We start from the raw sequence: 13,740 nt of genomic DNA, 5'->3' as shown, positions 1-13,740 counted from the left end.
TCGGCTGGGCTGCGTGTGCGGGCGTGGTGGAATTGGTAGACACGCCAGATTTAGGTTCTGGTGGCGCAAGTCGTGGGGGTTCAAGTCCCTCCGCCCGTACCAAAATATTTTCTCCTTAGTCGGGGCTTCCTGCCTTGCCTGTGCTGCGATGAAGCCGGGTGCAGGGCCCCGATGGCAACCCGGTCAATAGAGGATCGCCTGACAGATGCAGGTTACCCAAACGCAATCCGAAGGTCTGAAGCGCGGCTTTACCGTCACTGTGCCGGCTGGCGATCTGGAGGCGCGACGCGCCGCTCGTCTCGCCGAGCTCGGCCGCACGATCAATCTGCCTGGCTTCCGTCCCGGCAAGGTGCCCGCATCGCTCGTCAAGCAGCGCTATGGCGCCGCCCTGAATGGCGAGATCCTCGAGCAGGTCGTCAACGAGACCACCACCAAGGTGCTGGAAGACAACAAGCTGCGCCCGGCCGTTCAGCCGAAGGTCGAGCTGGTTTCCGGCGGTGAAGGTGAAGGCGATCTCGAGTTCAAGATCGAACTCGAAGTTCTTCCCGAGATCGCTGTTCCTGACCTTTCCGGTCTTGAGCTGACCCGTCTGACGGCAAAGCCCGCCGATGAGACCATCGACAAGGCTCTGGCCGAGCTGGCCAAGCGCCAGCGCAGCTTCGAGACGATCGAAGAAGACCGCGCTGCCCGTTCGGGTGACGTCGTCAACTGCGATTTCGTCGGCAAGCTCGATGGCACGCCTTTCGATGGTGGCACGGCGCAGGACGTCAATGTCGAGATCGGTGGCGACGGTTTCATCCCCGGTTTCGCAGAGCAGCTCGAAGGCATGAAGGCTGGCGAAGAGAAGGTGATTACCGTCACGTTCCCCGCCGAGTATCAGGCCAAGGAACTGGCCGGCAAGGAAGCGACGTTCGACATCAAGGCGAATGCGCTCAAGACCCCGGTCGACCCGACGCTTGACGATGAGCTGGCCAAGAAGATCGGCTTCGAGAACATCGCTCAGGTTCGTGACATCATCGTCAAGCAGGCAGAAGGCGAATACAGCCAGCTGTCGCGCCTGCGCATCAAGCGCGAGCTGCTCGACGCCCTGTCTGACAAGACGGATTTCGAAGCTCCCGAGAGCATGGTCGAGAGCGAATTCGGCCAGATCTGGCAGCGCGTCGAACAGGACCGCGCTTCGGGTGAGATGGACGAGGAAGACGCGGGCAAGGACGAAGACACCCTGCGCGCCGATTATCGCAAGATCGCCGAACGTCGCGTGAAGCTTGGCCTTCTGCTGGCCGAAATCGGCCGTACGAAGGAAATTACGGTTTCCCGTGAGGAGCTGATGCAGGCCGTCCGTCAGGAAGCCATGCGCTATCCGGGTCAGGAACAGGCCGTGTTCGAGTTCTTCAGCAAGAACCCGCAGGCAGCCGATGGTCTTCGTGGCCCGATTCTAGAGAACAAGGTCGTCGATTATCTGATCGAGCTGGCCAAGGTCACCGACAAGGAAGTGACGCCGGAAGAGCTCGCAGAGATCCCGCCGGCCGACCTCTGATCGTCTGATTCGCACCGCGACTCATGGAGTCCGTTCGTTTTTTGACGGACGGGCTCTAGGCGTTCATGGTGGCCATACCAAGATGGAAGAAGTCACACACCGGCCCGTTGAGGGCCGGTGGCAGTTAGGAACGGAAATGGCCATGAGGGATCGCGATCCTGTCGAGATCTTCAACAACGCGCTCGTACCGATGGTCGTCGAGCAGACGTCACGCGGTGAACGCGCTTTCGATATCTATTCCCGTCTCCTTCAGGAGCGGATCATTTTCCTGACAGGCCCGGTCTATGACCAGGTGGCCGCGGTCATCTCGGCGCAGCTTCTCTATCTGGAGAGCGTCAACCCGAGCAAGGAAATCTCTTTCTACATCAATAGCCCCGGCGGCGTCGTTTCGGCTGGTCTCGCGATGTACGATACCATGCAGTATATCCGCTGCCCGGTCAGCACCGTCTGCATCGGTCAGGCAGCCTCCATGGGGTCGCTGCTTCTCGCTGCTGGCGAAAAGGGGCGTCGCTTCTGTCTGCCGAATGCACGCGTGATGGTGCATCAGCCTTCGGGCGGCGCTCAGGGGCAGGCTTCGGATATCGAAATCCAGGCACGCGAGATTCTCGAAATCCGCAAGCGCCTGAACGAGATCTACCGCAATCACACGGGGCGTACGCTTGAGGAAATCGAGCAGAAGCTCGAGCGCGACAGCTATCTCTCGGCTGACGAAGCCAAGGAGTTCGGCCTGATCGACGAAGTCGTCCAGGCACGTCCCAAGAGCATTTCCGAGCAGGGCTGAGCCTGCTCCCGGTTGTGAGGTCCGGCCCTCTCGCCGGACCTTCAGCGGGGCTGCGACAGGCGGCCTCGTGCCCGGGGCTTGGTCGCCCCGTTACAGCCTCAGACCGGAGGGGCTTGCCGGGCTCTCATCGCCTGGCCTAAGTTTGGAGTTCCCCCTGTCGCGTTCCAGTCTCATGGCCGGGCCGATCGGGGAGGAGGAGCAGCGATGAATAATAAGACCGGCGATTCGAAAAACACCCTGTATTGCTCGTTCTGCGGCAAGTCGCAGCACGAGGTGCGCAAGCTCATTGCCGGTCCAACCGTCTTCATCTGCGATGAATGCGTCGAGCTGTGCATGGATATCATCCGCGAAGAGCACAAGACGCATCTTGTGAAGTCGCGTGACGGGGTGCCGACTCCCAAGGAAATCTGCAAGGTTCTCGATGATTACGTGATTGGCCAGTTCATCGCCAAGCGCGCCCTCTCGGTGGCCGTGCACAACCACTACAAGCGTCTGGCACATTCCCAGAAGAGCAACGATATCGAGATTGCAAAGTCCAATATCATGCTCATCGGGCCGACGGGCACAGGCAAGACGCTGCTTGCCCAGACGCTGGCGCGTATCCTCGATGTGCCCTTCACGATGGCCGATGCCACAACCCTGACCGAAGCCGGTTATGTGGGTGAAGACGTCGAGAACATCATTCTCAAGCTGCTTCAGGCTGCTGATTACAATGTCGAGCGCGCCCAGCGCGGCATTGTCTATATCGATGAGATCGACAAGATTTCGCGCAAATCCGACAATCCGTCGATCACGCGCGATGTCAGCGGTGAGGGCGTACAGCAGGCATTGCTGAAGCTGATGGAAGGCACGGTTGCATCTGTTCCGCCCCAGGGCGGGCGCAAACATCCGCAGCAGGAGTTCCTGCAGGTCGACACGACGAACATGCTGTTCATTTGCGGTGGCGCCTTTGCCGGTCTCGACAAGATCATCTCGGCACGCGGCAAGGGCTCGGGCATTGGCTTTGGCGCCGATGTGCAGAACCCTGATGACCGTCGTCTCGGCGCCGTCCTGCACGATGTCGAGCCGGAAGATCTGCTGAAATTCGGGCTCATCCCCGAGTTCATCGGTCGTCTGCCGGTCGTTGCCACGCTTGAGGATCTGGATGAGGAGACGCTGGTCGCCATTCTCTCCAAGCCCAAGAACGCCCTCGTGAAGCAGTATCAGCGTCTGTTCCAGATGGAAGGCGTTGCACTGACGTTTACCGATGACGCGCTCACCCAGATCGCCCAGCGTGCCATCGCCCGCAAGACAGGCGCTCGTGGTCTGCGCTCGATCATGGAGGCCATTCTGCTTGGCACGATGTTCGATCTGCCCGGTCTCGACGGGGTCGAAGAGGTCGTGATCAACAAGGATGTCGCCGAGAACCGCGCGGCGCCTGTCTATGTCTACGGCAAAGGCAAGGCCGAAGAACCCGCCGAGCAATCTGCCTGAGGGACACCCTAAATTCGGAGGACCGGCTTGCTGCCCCGGTCCTTCGTTATCATATGAAAAGAACTTGCCTTTTCGGCAGTCAAGACGCGGCGTCGTTCACGCCAAATTTCGGGTGACATTGCCGAGATCGTCCTCAAGGAGATCAGAGTTTCATGAGTGAAAAAAAGAGGAAGACTGCGGCGAGCAAGCTCAACACCGCAGCCAAGGCAGAAGCAGCCAAGGCAAAGCCGGTCGAGACAATTGCTGTCCTGCCGCTGCGCGATATCGTCGTCTTCCCGCATATGATCGTGCCGCTCTTTGTCGGTCGCGAAAAATCCGTTCGTGCCTTGGAAGCTGTCACGCGTGACAACAAGCAGATCCTGCTTGTTGCCCAGAAGAACGCTTCGCAGGATGATCCGCCGGCAGAGGATATCTACCGTTTCGGCACGATCTCCACGATCCTGCAGCTGCTCAAGCTGCCTGACGGCACCGTCAAGGTGCTGGTCGAGGGCATTCGTCGCGCGCGCATCAAGGAATTCCACGATATCGACGGCCATTTCGAGGCCGAGATCGAGGAAGTGGCTGACGCACCGGAAACCGGGAGCGAGGTCGAGGCCCTCGGCCGCACGGCGATTTCTCAGTTCGAGCAGTATATCAAGCTCAACAAGAAGATTGCGCCTGAAGTCATGGTGTCTCTCAACCAGATCGAGGATCTCTCGAAACTGGCAGACACCATTGCGAGCCATCTGAACCTCAAGATCGCTGAAAAGCAGGATATCCTTGAAGGCGGTTCTGTCAGCCATCGTCTGGAGCAGGTCTTTGCCCATATGGAGCAGGAGATCGGCGTTCTTCAGGTCGAGAAGAAGATCCGTAACCGCGTCAAGCGGCAGATGGAAAAGACCCAGCGCGAATATTACCTTAACGAGCAGCTCAAGGCGATCCAGAAGGAGCTCGGTGAAGGTGAGGACGGCCGTGACGAGACAGCTGAAATCGAAGAGCGGATCGTCAAGACCAAGCTGAGCAAGGAAGCGCGCGAGAAGGCCATGGGCGAGCTGCGCAAGCTGCGCGGCATGAGCCCGATGTCGGCTGAATCTACCGTTGTACGGAATTATCTCGACTGGATCCTGAGCATTCCCTGGAAGAAGCGCTCGAAAGTGTCGCGTGATTTCACGGCAGCGGAAGAAGTGCTTGAATCCGAGCATTACGGTCTTGAGAAGGTCAAGGAACGCATCCTTGAATATCTGGCCGTGCAGACGCGTTCCCAGAAGCTGAAGGGGCCGATCCTGTGCCTCGTTGGCCCGCCGGGTGTCGGCAAGACCTCACTGGCGCGTTCGATCGCCAAGGCGACAGGGCGCCAGTACGTGCGCATGTCGCTGGGTGGTGTGCATGATGAGTCCGAAATTCGCGGGCATCGTCGCACCTATATCGGCTCGATGCCGGGCAAGATCGTTCAGGGCATGAAGAAGGCCAAGACGTCCAACCCGCTCTTCCTGCTCGATGAGATCGACAAGCTCGGTTCTGACTGGCGCGGTGATCCGTCTTCGGCGCTTCTTGAGGTGCTGGATCCGGAGCAGAACAGCACGTTCAACGATCATTATCTCGAAGTCGATTATGATCTTTCGGACGTGATGTTCGTGACCACGGCGAACAGCCTGAACATGCCCCAGCCTTTGCTGGACCGTATGGAGATCATCCGTCTGTCGGGTTACACCGAGGATGAGAAGGTCGAGATTGCCCGTCGCCATCTGGTGGGCAAGCAGGCCGAGGCACATAACCTCAAACCGCATGAATGGTCGATCAGCGATGCAGCCCTGCGCAGCCTGATCCAGCATTACACGCGTGAAGCCGGTGTACGTAGCCTCGAGCGTGAGATCGCCAAGATTGCCCGTCGTGTCGTCAAGCGTCTCGTGACCTCTTCGGTCGAGACGATTGCCATCACGCCGGAAAATCTCGATGAGTTCTCCGGTGTGCGTCGCTTCAAGCATGGCGAGACGGAAACCGAAGATCTCGTTGGCATGGTCTCCGGTCTGGCATGGACGGAAGTCGGTGGCGAGATTCTGACCATCGAAAGCGTGATGCTGCCAGGCAAGGGCCATGTGAAGGCGACCGGCAAGCTGGGTGAGGTGATGCAGGAAAGCGTCTCTGCCGCGGTTTCCTATGTTCGCTCGCGTGCGCAGTCTTTCGGCATCAAGCCCTCGATTTTCGAAAAGCGTGACATCCACGTGCATGTGCCCGAGGGTGCAACGCCAAAGGACGGGCCGTCTGCCGGTGTTGCCATGGCGACCTCGATCGTGAGCGTGATGACCGGTATTCCCATTCGCCGCGATGTGGCCATGACCGGTGAAATCACGCTTCGTGGTCGTGTGCTCGAGATTGGTGGTCTTAAAGAGAAGCTGCTTGCGGCAACCCGTGCCGGTATCGCAACGGTCTTCATCCCGAAAGACAATGAGAAGGATCTCGCCGAGATTCCGAACAACGTCAAAGAGGCGCTGACGATCATTCCCGTTTCCCATGTCGATCAGGTTCTTGAGGCAGCGCTTGTGCGTCCGCCCGAGGCGATTGAATGGGACGAGGAAGAAGACGTACCGGCAGGGCGCGCTGCCGAGGTGCTGTCGAGCCAGTTGCCGCACTGACGCTGCCAGGGTGCTGTCCACGGGGAGGCGAGGGGCATCAGGCGGGTTAAGCCTGTTACCCTCTGCCTTCAGGGTCCAAATGTGGACCTTGCTCGCTGAGGGATATGACTACCTGTTTTCTGCAATGCATGATGGTCGCCTCGAAAGGGGCGGCCATTTTGCTTTGCATGGCAGGAAAGACGCAGCTTTGACTAAAGCGTTAAACAGCGTCGTCCCGTGGCGCTCTGCGCGGTTGACGTAACAGAAAACGCCTTCATAGTGCCCTGCAAGACATGCCGAGCGACCCATAAAGGGTCGGATTTTCAGGAATTCTATAAGGGAACGAGATGGAAAAGCCGCTGAACAAACAGGAGCTCATCGCAGCGGTCGCCGAGAAGACCGATCTGCCTAAAGCCAAGGCAGGTGATGTGGTAGAGGCGCTTTTCGCCAGTATCGAAGAAGCTCTGGCGCGCAAGCAGGAGGTGCGTCTGGTCGGGTTTGGCTCTTTCGCTACCGCCACGCGCAAGGCCGCCAAGGGGCGCAATCCGCGCACGGGAGAGGAAATCGACATACCGGCATCGGTTTCTGTCCGTTTCCGTCCCGGCAAGGGCTTGAAGGATGCCGTAAGTTAACGTATCCCCAGTTTCACGACAGGCAGCGATTCGACGCTTCCTGTCCTGAGGGCGATTAGCTCAGCGGTAGAGCGTCTCGTTTACACCGAGAGGGTCGGCGGTTCAATCCCGTCATCGCCCACCATTCCTCAGCATCTGGAAGAGTCATGAGCTTCCCCTGGTCCCTGACGTGTTACGAAACGCTCGGGTCGACCTCCGATTTCTGTAAGCAGCAAGCCGACCAAGGCGCCCCGAACGGTATGGCCGTTCTCGCGCATCTCCAGACAGCCGGGCGGGGTACGCGTGGTCGTGTCTGGACAGCGCCCCAGGGCAATCTGTCTTTCTCCTTCCTGCTACGGCATGAGCGCGTAGAGGCCCTGATTCTGGCCATGCCGTTTCTTGTGGCTGTAGCGGTGCATGAGGCGCTCTCCTTTTGGCTCCCTGATTCGGGGCTGCGGCTCAAATGGCCCAATGACGTTGTTTGCGGGGGCGCCAAGCTCTGCGGCGTACTGATCGAGCGCGGCGGCACGCCTCACGCTCCCTGGATCGTCACCGGTATAGGGGTCAACCTGCGTACCGCCCCCCTGATCGAGGGACGAAAGACCGTCTCGGCTGCGGCGCTGGGCGCGCAGATTGGGGTGGAGGATCTTGCAAGGCGTATTCTCGAGCAGTTCGGTCTCTGGCTCGACCGCTGGGAGCGTGGGGGCTTCGAGCCGATCCGCATCGCCTGGCTCGATCGGGCACACGAGCCAGGCTCGCGGCTTGCGGTTCAGAGGGGGGCTGATTATATAGAGGGTTTCTTCGCAGGTCTCGACGTGGGCGGTCGACTGCTACTTCAAACCGTTCAGGGCGAGATTCAGACGTTCGCGGCGGGGGATATTCTACTGCTTGGGTGAAGGACGGTCTGTGCTCCTCGTTGTCGACGCCGGTAATACCAATATCGTTTTTGCCGTGCATGATGGCAGGGAATGGCGCGGCACCTGGCGCATCTCAACCAATGACCAGCGCACTTCTGATGAATATGCCGTCTGGCTTCTGAGTCTGATCGAACGTTCCGGCCTGAATCCCCAGGCTATCTCACGGGCCATCATCGGCACGGTTGTGCCAGCCGCGCTCTATCATCTGCGCCGCCTGTGTCGCGAATGGCTGGATCTCGAACCCCTTATTGCCAATACAGCCCTCGACTGGGGCTATCCGCTGAAGGTCGATACACCTTCGGAGGTCGGGGTTGATCGTCGCCTCAACGGGCTTGCAGCGCAGCATTTCTATGGTGGCCCGCTGGTCGTCGTCGATTTTGGCACGGCCACGACATTCGACGTTGTGGATGAGGAAGGGGCATTCTGTGGTGGGGCGATCGCGCCGGGTGTCAACCTGTCGCTCGAGGCGCTGCACCAGGCTGCGGCACGTCTGCCTCGCATCAGTGTCGGTCGGCCATCATCTGCCATCGGTCGCAGCACGAGTGTGGCCATGAGGTCCGGACTTTTCTGGGGTTATGTCGGTCTGGTCGAAGGGATCGTCTCGCGCATCGCGCTTGAGATGGCCACCCCGATCAAGGTGATCGCCACGGGCGGTCTGGCCCCGCTTTTTTCTGAGGGAACGAACCTGTTCCAGCATGTTGCTCCAACACTCACACTCGACGGATTGCGCCTTCTGGCTGCGCGCAATTCGACGGGTGAATTTATTCCGGCACCAGGATGAAGGTGTGTTTCTTCTATTTGTTTCTAGGAATTTTGAATGTCAGTGACTGAAAAGGGTCTCGCATTCCTGCCATTGGGCGGGACCGGCGAGATCGGTATGAATTTCAATCTCTACTGCCTTGACGGCAAGTGGCTGGCCATTGATTGCGGTATTGGTTTTTCGGGCAATGATACCCCCGAAGCCGAAATCCTTATGCCCGACCCGCTCTTCATCGCAGAGCGCCACAAGAGCCTGTGCGGCCTTGTGATCACCCATGCGCATGAAGACCATCTGGGCGCTGTTGCCCATCTCTGGCCCCAGCTGCGCTGCCCGATCTATGCGACGCCTTTTGCCGCCGCCGTGTTGCGACGCAAGCTGGGCGAGGCGCATCTTCTGCCGCAGGTGACCATCCACACCATACCGATGGGCTCGCGCTTCGAGGTCGGCCCGTTCGACCTGCAGTTCATCAACGTGACCCATTCCGTGCCCGAGGCGCAGTCTCTGGTGCTGCGCACGCCTTACGGCACAATCGTGCATACAGGGGACCTCAAGCTCGATCGTGAGCCTGTTGTCGGCCCGCTGACCGATCTCGATGCCTTCAAGGCCGTCGGTGACGAAGGCGTTCTGGCCATGGTGTGCGACAGTACCAACGTGTTCCGCGAGGGTATTTCGGGGACGGAAGGCCAGGTGCGCGATTCCATGGCGGGTCTGATCAAGACCCTTCATGGTCGCGTGGCGATCACCTGCTTTGCCTCGAACGTTGCGCGTGTCGAAAGCATTGCCCGTGCAGCCAAGGCGGCAGGCCGTCAGGTGATGGTTGTCGGGCGCTCATTGCGCAACCTCGAAGTGGCTGCGCGTGAATGCGGCTATCTGCAGGATATCCCGCCGTTCCTCGACGAGCGCGAAGCCAATTCGGTTCCTGATAACCGCTTGCTGATGATCATCACCGGCAGCCAGGGCGAGCCGCGTTCGGCGCTCTCGCGCATTGCCTCCGACGTTCATCCCAATATCTCCCTCGGTGAGGGCGATACGGTGATCTATTCGTCGCGCATGATCCCGGGTAACGAACAGGCTGTCATGGCGGTTCAGGACAATCTGACCCGTCGTGGTGCCACTGTGCTGACCGACAAGGATCATCTGGTGCATGTGTCGGGTCATGCGACCTCGGATGATCTGCGTCATCTCTACAGCCTTGTCCGCCCGAAGCTGAGCGTGCCGACACATGGTGAATGGCGTCATCTGACGGCCCATGCTGCTCTGGCTCGCGAGACAGGCGCGGAAGCGATCCTTCTCGAAGACGGCGATCTGCTGCGTCTCGGCCCCGACCACGCTGAAGTGGTCGATACGGCTCCTACAGGCCGTCTCGCGCTTGATGGCGGGCGTCTGCTGCCCATGACGGGCGGTGTTCTAGCAGCGCGTCGCAAGATGCTGTTCAACGGCATGGTACTGGCCAGTTTCGCGGTGGACGATGAGGGCTATGTAATCGGCATGCCCAAGATCAGCGCGCCGGGCCTGCTTGAGGCAGAAGACCCCGAGAGCACGCGCATCTCGGAAGAATTCGCAGATGCGATCGACGAGATTCCCGATGATCTGCGTCGTGACGATGCTGCTTTCCGCGATGCCGCCAAGACGGCGTTGCGTCGTGCGCTCGGACGCAAGCTGCAGAAGCGGCCGCTGGTCGATGTTCATCTGCTGCGGGTCTGATCCCGCAGCCAATACTCCTGAACGCGCCGTAAAAGGCGCGCGGTTTTTCTCCGGAATGGTCCAGCCTGATGCGTCTCTCCAGCGGTTTTCTGCCTACCCTCAAAGAAGTGCCTTCCGAGGCCCAGATTGCCTCGCATCGCCTGATGCTGCGCGCTGGCCTTGTGCGCCAGACATCGGCCGGCATCTATGCCTGGCTGCCAGCCGGGCTGCGGGTTCTGCGTAATATCGAGCAGATCGTGCGCGAAGAGCAGAACGCGATCGGTGCGCAGGAACTGCTGATGCCGACCGTGCAGTCTTCCGAGTTGTGGAAGCGTTCAGGCCGTTATGATGCCTATGGGCCGGAGATGCTGCGCATTCGCGATCGTCAGGATCGTGAACTGCTTTATGGGCCGACCAATGAGGAAATGATCACCGATCTTTTCGGCCAGGTGATTAAATCCTATCGTGAGTTGCCCCAGGCGCTCTACCATGTGCAGTGGAAATTCCGCGACGAACTGCGCCCGCGCTTTGGCGTGATGCGTGGTCGCGAATTCTTCATGAAGGACGCCTATTCCTTCGATGCGTCTTATGACGATGCCGTTGCGGCCTATCGTCGCATGATGCTGGCCTATCTGCGCACCTTCCAGCGTCTCGGCGTTCGCGCTGTGCCGATGAAGGCCGACACGGGCCCGATCGGTGGCGATCTGAGCCACGAATTCCTGGTGCTGGCCCCCACGGGCGAGAGCGGCGTGTTCTTCGATGCAGCGCTCGAGGAGCAGGACTGGCTGCACGAGGCGGTGGATATCGCCGATCACAAGAGCCTCGAGGCCTTCTTCAGCGGCGTGACGAAATTCTATGCCGCAACCGACGAAATGCATGACGAAAAGGCCTGGGAAGACGTGCCGGCTGATCGTCGTCGCGAGGGGCGTGGTATCGAGGTCGGACATATCTTCTATTTCGGCACGAAATATACGGAATCCATGGGGATTTCTGTGAGCGGCGCCGACGGCAACCAGTTCTTCCCGGAAATGGGTTCTTACGGCATTGGCGTGTCCCGCCTCGTTGGCGCGATTATCGAAGCCAGCCATGATGAGGCCGGTATCATCTGGCCTGACTCGGTGGCGCCTTTCCTTGCGGCCATTCTCAGCCTCAAGCCGGGTGACGAAGCGGTGGATGCGCTGTGCGAGAAGCTGTATGCGGCGGCTCCCGATGCGTTCCTTTATGATGACCGTGGCGAGCGTGCCGGTGTGAAATTCAACGATGCCGATCTGATGGGCCACCCCTGGCAGATGATCGTTGGCCCGCGCGGCGCGAAAGAAGGCAAGGTCGAACTCAAGCGCCGCGCCACGGGCGAGCGTTTCGAGCTTTCTGTCGACGAGGCGCTGGCCAAGGTGCTGGGCACTGACGCTTCCGGCAAGGGCGCTGCCTGATCATGTTCAATCGCTTCGAGCGCGTGGTGGCGGGGCGCTATCTGCGCGCCCGTCGCGGGGAACGTTTCGTTTCCATCATCGCCATTTTTTCGCTTATCGGTATCGCGCTCGGTGTCGCAACCCTGATTATTGTCATGGCGGTGATGAATGGTTTTCGCGCTGATCTGATGGGGCGCGTGCTCGGGCTTAATGGCGATCTGAACATCTTCAGCGCCGGTCACAGTATCAGCAATTATCAGGATGATGTCGTCGCCATCAAAGGCGTGAAGAACGTCACCCGTGTGACCCCGATGGCGGAAGGCACGGTGCTGATCGATGCTGGCAACTACTCGACAGGGGGTGTCGTGCGCGGCATTGCGCCGGATGATCTGCGTGATCTTCATGCGCTGAGCGATACCGTGGTTGAGGGCAAGCTGGCCGATTTCCAGGGTGACGATGCCATTGCCGTTGGCGCGACACTGGCAGCGCGGGCCGGGCTGAGCGTTGGCAGCAAGGTCACGCTGCTTTCGCCCAATGGGCGGGCGACGCCTTTTGGCACCATGCCGCGCATACGCGCCTATCATGTGGCGATGGTATTCGACGCTGGCGTCAATGATTACGATACGAGCGTCATTCTCATGCCGCTCGATTCAGCACAGCGTTTTCTCATGATGCCCGGTGCCGTGTCGCTCATTCAGGTGGCGACAAAAGACGCGCTGGAGGTGACACCGGTCACGCGTGCCATTGCCGAGCGACTGGATGACCCGAGACTGCGGGTCATGGACTGGACACAGAGCAACAATGCCTTTCTGGGCGCACTGACCGTGCAGCAGAACGTGATGTTCCTCATTCTTACGCTCATTATTCTTGTGGCAGCGTTCAACGTGATTTCGTCCATGATCATGATGGTCAAGGACAAGACACGCGATATCGCCGTGCTGCGAACGCTGGGGGCGAGCCGTGGGGCGATCATGCGCATCTTTCTGATGTGCGGTGCCTCCGTGGGCGTATCAGGCACGCTGATCGGCTTTGGCATCGGTGTGGTGTTCTGCCTCAATATCGAGCGTATCCAGCATGGTGTGGAGCATCTCACCCATACAAGCCTGTTCAATCCCGAGTTCTACTATCTCGAGCATCTGCCTGCGAAGCTGATCTGGTCTCAGGTTATCGAGGTGATGGTCATGGCGCTGGCGCTCTCCTTCCTTGCCACGCTGTATCCGTCATGGCGCGCGGCCAAAACCGACCCTATCGAGGCGCTGCGCCATGAGTGAAACACCGGTCCTCAGCCTTGAGGGCGTTACGAGGCGCTTTCGGTCGGGCGACGAAACACTCGAGATTCTCAAGGGAGCGAGCTTCGATCTCTATCCCGGTGAGATCGTGGCGCTGGTCGCGCCGAGTGGCACAGGCAAATCGACGCTTCTCCACATTGCGGGCCTGCTCGAATCCCCTCAGGAGGGCGCAGTCCGTGTCGCTGGGCGTGAGACACGCACGCTCAGCGATACTCTGCGGACGCAGATACGCCGGGACGAGATCGGCTTCGTCTATCAATTCCATCATCTTCTGGCCGAGTTTTCATCGCTGGAAAATGTGGTGCTGCCCCAGCATGTCGCAGGCGTGGCCCCTCGTGAGGCAAAGGCACGGGCGACCGATTTGCTGACCCGTTTTGGTCTGGCCCATCGTCTGCAAAATCTGCCCGGCAAGCTCTCGGGTGGTGAAAAGCAGCGCGTGGCGATCGCCCGCGCTCTGGCCAATCGCCCCAGACTGCTTCTGGCAGATGAGCCGACCGGCAATCTTGACGTGCATACGTCTGACGCCGTGTTTGACGAGTTGCTTCATGCCGTGCGTAGCGAGAATGTGGGCGCCCTGATCGCGACCCATAACGAGGAGCTCGCTTCGCGCATGGACCGTGTCGTCACCCTGCGGGACGGCCAGATCGTCGCGAAATAAAGAAAGGGATGAAGCCATGAGGCGGGTCTGA

General features: G+C 59.6%; 11 protein-coding genes and 2 tRNA genes. All 13 read left to right on the top strand.

Features of this window, described 5'->3' with window-relative positions:
• Positions 1-17 precede the first annotated feature (17 nt).
• The 13 genes from IEV53_RS11425 (at position 18) to IEV53_RS11365 (ending at position 13,709) form a co-directional block, all read left to right on the top strand.
• Positions 18-102 (top strand) — tRNA-Leu (locus IEV53_RS11425).
• A gap of 103 nt (positions 103-205) precedes the next feature.
• On the top strand, positions 206-1,537 hold the full coding sequence (gene tig / locus IEV53_RS11420) for a trigger factor (RefSeq protein WP_188426927.1): 1,332 nt from the start codon (positions 206-208) through the stop codon (positions 1,535-1,537).
• A 142-nt stretch (positions 1,538-1,679) separates the two neighbouring features.
• Positions 1,680-2,318, top strand: a complete 639-nt coding sequence (locus tag IEV53_RS11415) for an ATP-dependent Clp protease proteolytic subunit (protein WP_188426925.1) — start codon at positions 1,680-1,682, stop codon at positions 2,316-2,318.
• Between the two features lie 204 nt (positions 2,319-2,522).
• Complete coding sequence (gene clpX / locus IEV53_RS11410; RefSeq protein ID WP_188426923.1) at positions 2,523-3,791, top strand: ATP-dependent Clp protease ATP-binding subunit ClpX; 1,269 nt, start codon at positions 2,523-2,525, stop codon at positions 3,789-3,791.
• 152 nt (positions 3,792-3,943) lie between these two features.
• Complete coding sequence (lon, locus tag IEV53_RS11405; protein ID WP_188426921.1) at positions 3,944-6,403, top strand: endopeptidase La; 2,460 nt, start codon at positions 3,944-3,946, stop codon at positions 6,401-6,403.
• A 326-nt stretch (positions 6,404-6,729) separates the two neighbouring features.
• On the top strand, positions 6,730-7,014 hold the full coding sequence (locus IEV53_RS11400) for an HU family DNA-binding protein (RefSeq protein WP_023977491.1): 285 nt from the start codon (positions 6,730-6,732) through the stop codon (positions 7,012-7,014).
• A 49-nt stretch (positions 7,015-7,063) separates the two neighbouring features.
• Positions 7,064-7,138 (top strand) — tRNA-Val (locus IEV53_RS11395).
• A 22-nt stretch (positions 7,139-7,160) separates the two neighbouring features.
• The gene (locus IEV53_RS11390; RefSeq protein ID WP_188426919.1) at positions 7,161-7,889 is read left to right on the top strand and encodes a biotin--[acetyl-CoA-carboxylase] ligase; all 729 of its coding nucleotides are present in this window, start codon (positions 7,161-7,163) and stop codon (positions 7,887-7,889) included.
• Between the two features lie 10 nt (positions 7,890-7,899).
• Positions 7,900-8,691: a type III pantothenate kinase gene (locus IEV53_RS11385; RefSeq protein ID WP_188426917.1), complete on the top strand. Its 792-nt coding sequence runs from the start codon at positions 7,900-7,902 to the stop codon at positions 8,689-8,691.
• 36 nt (positions 8,692-8,727) lie between these two features.
• The gene (locus IEV53_RS11380) at positions 8,728-10,374 is read left to right on the top strand and encodes a ribonuclease J (protein WP_188426915.1); all 1,647 of its coding nucleotides are present in this window, start codon (positions 8,728-8,730) and stop codon (positions 10,372-10,374) included.
• A 68-nt stretch (positions 10,375-10,442) separates the two neighbouring features.
• Positions 10,443-11,783 (top strand): proline--tRNA ligase, encoded by a 1,341-nt coding sequence (gene proS / locus IEV53_RS11375; protein ID WP_188426913.1) that lies wholly within the window; start codon positions 10,443-10,445, stop codon positions 11,781-11,783.
• Positions 11,784-11,785: 2 nt separating this feature from the next.
• The gene (locus tag IEV53_RS11370) at positions 11,786-13,033 is read left to right on the top strand and encodes a lipoprotein-releasing ABC transporter permease subunit (RefSeq protein WP_188426911.1); all 1,248 of its coding nucleotides are present in this window, start codon (positions 11,786-11,788) and stop codon (positions 13,031-13,033) included.
• The gene (locus tag IEV53_RS11365) at positions 13,026-13,709 is read left to right on the top strand and encodes an ABC transporter ATP-binding protein (protein ID WP_188426910.1); all 684 of its coding nucleotides are present in this window, start codon (positions 13,026-13,028) and stop codon (positions 13,707-13,709) included. Before IEV53_RS11370 ends, IEV53_RS11365 begins: the two co-directional genes overlap by 8 nt.
• The last annotated feature ends 31 nt before the right edge of the window (positions 13,710-13,740 follow it).

The organism is Asaia siamensis (assembly GCF_014635085.1).
GTDB classification, from domain to species: domain Bacteria; phylum Pseudomonadota; class Alphaproteobacteria; order Acetobacterales; family Acetobacteraceae; genus Asaia; species Asaia siamensis.
This window is presented reverse-complemented; position numbering and strand designations above follow the sequence as displayed.

Coding starts and splice junctions, on each gene's coding strand:
- clpX (WP_188426923.1), top strand. CDS start 2,523: ATGAATAATAAGACCGGCGATTCGAAAAACACCCTGTATTGCTCGTTC.
- IEV53_RS11370 (WP_188426911.1), top strand. CDS start 11,786: ATGTTCAATCGCTTCGAGCGCGTGGTGGCGGGGCGCTATCTGCGCGCC.
- IEV53_RS11415 (WP_188426925.1), top strand. CDS start 1,680: ATGAGGGATCGCGATCCTGTCGAGATCTTCAACAACGCGCTCGTACCG.
- lon (WP_188426921.1), top strand. CDS start 3,944: ATGAGTGAAAAAAAGAGGAAGACTGCGGCGAGCAAGCTCAACACCGCA.
- IEV53_RS11365 (WP_188426910.1), top strand. CDS start 13,026: ATGAGTGAAACACCGGTCCTCAGCCTTGAGGGCGTTACGAGGCGCTTT.
- proS (WP_188426913.1), top strand. CDS start 10,443: ATGCGTCTCTCCAGCGGTTTTCTGCCTACCCTCAAAGAAGTGCCTTCC.
- tig (WP_188426927.1), top strand. CDS start 206: ATGCAGGTTACCCAAACGCAATCCGAAGGTCTGAAGCGCGGCTTTACC.
- IEV53_RS11400 (WP_023977491.1), top strand. CDS start 6,730: ATGGAAAAGCCGCTGAACAAACAGGAGCTCATCGCAGCGGTCGCCGAG.
- IEV53_RS11390 (WP_188426919.1), top strand. CDS start 7,161: ATGAGCTTCCCCTGGTCCCTGACGTGTTACGAAACGCTCGGGTCGACC.
- IEV53_RS11380 (WP_188426915.1), top strand. CDS start 8,728: ATGTCAGTGACTGAAAAGGGTCTCGCATTCCTGCCATTGGGCGGGACC.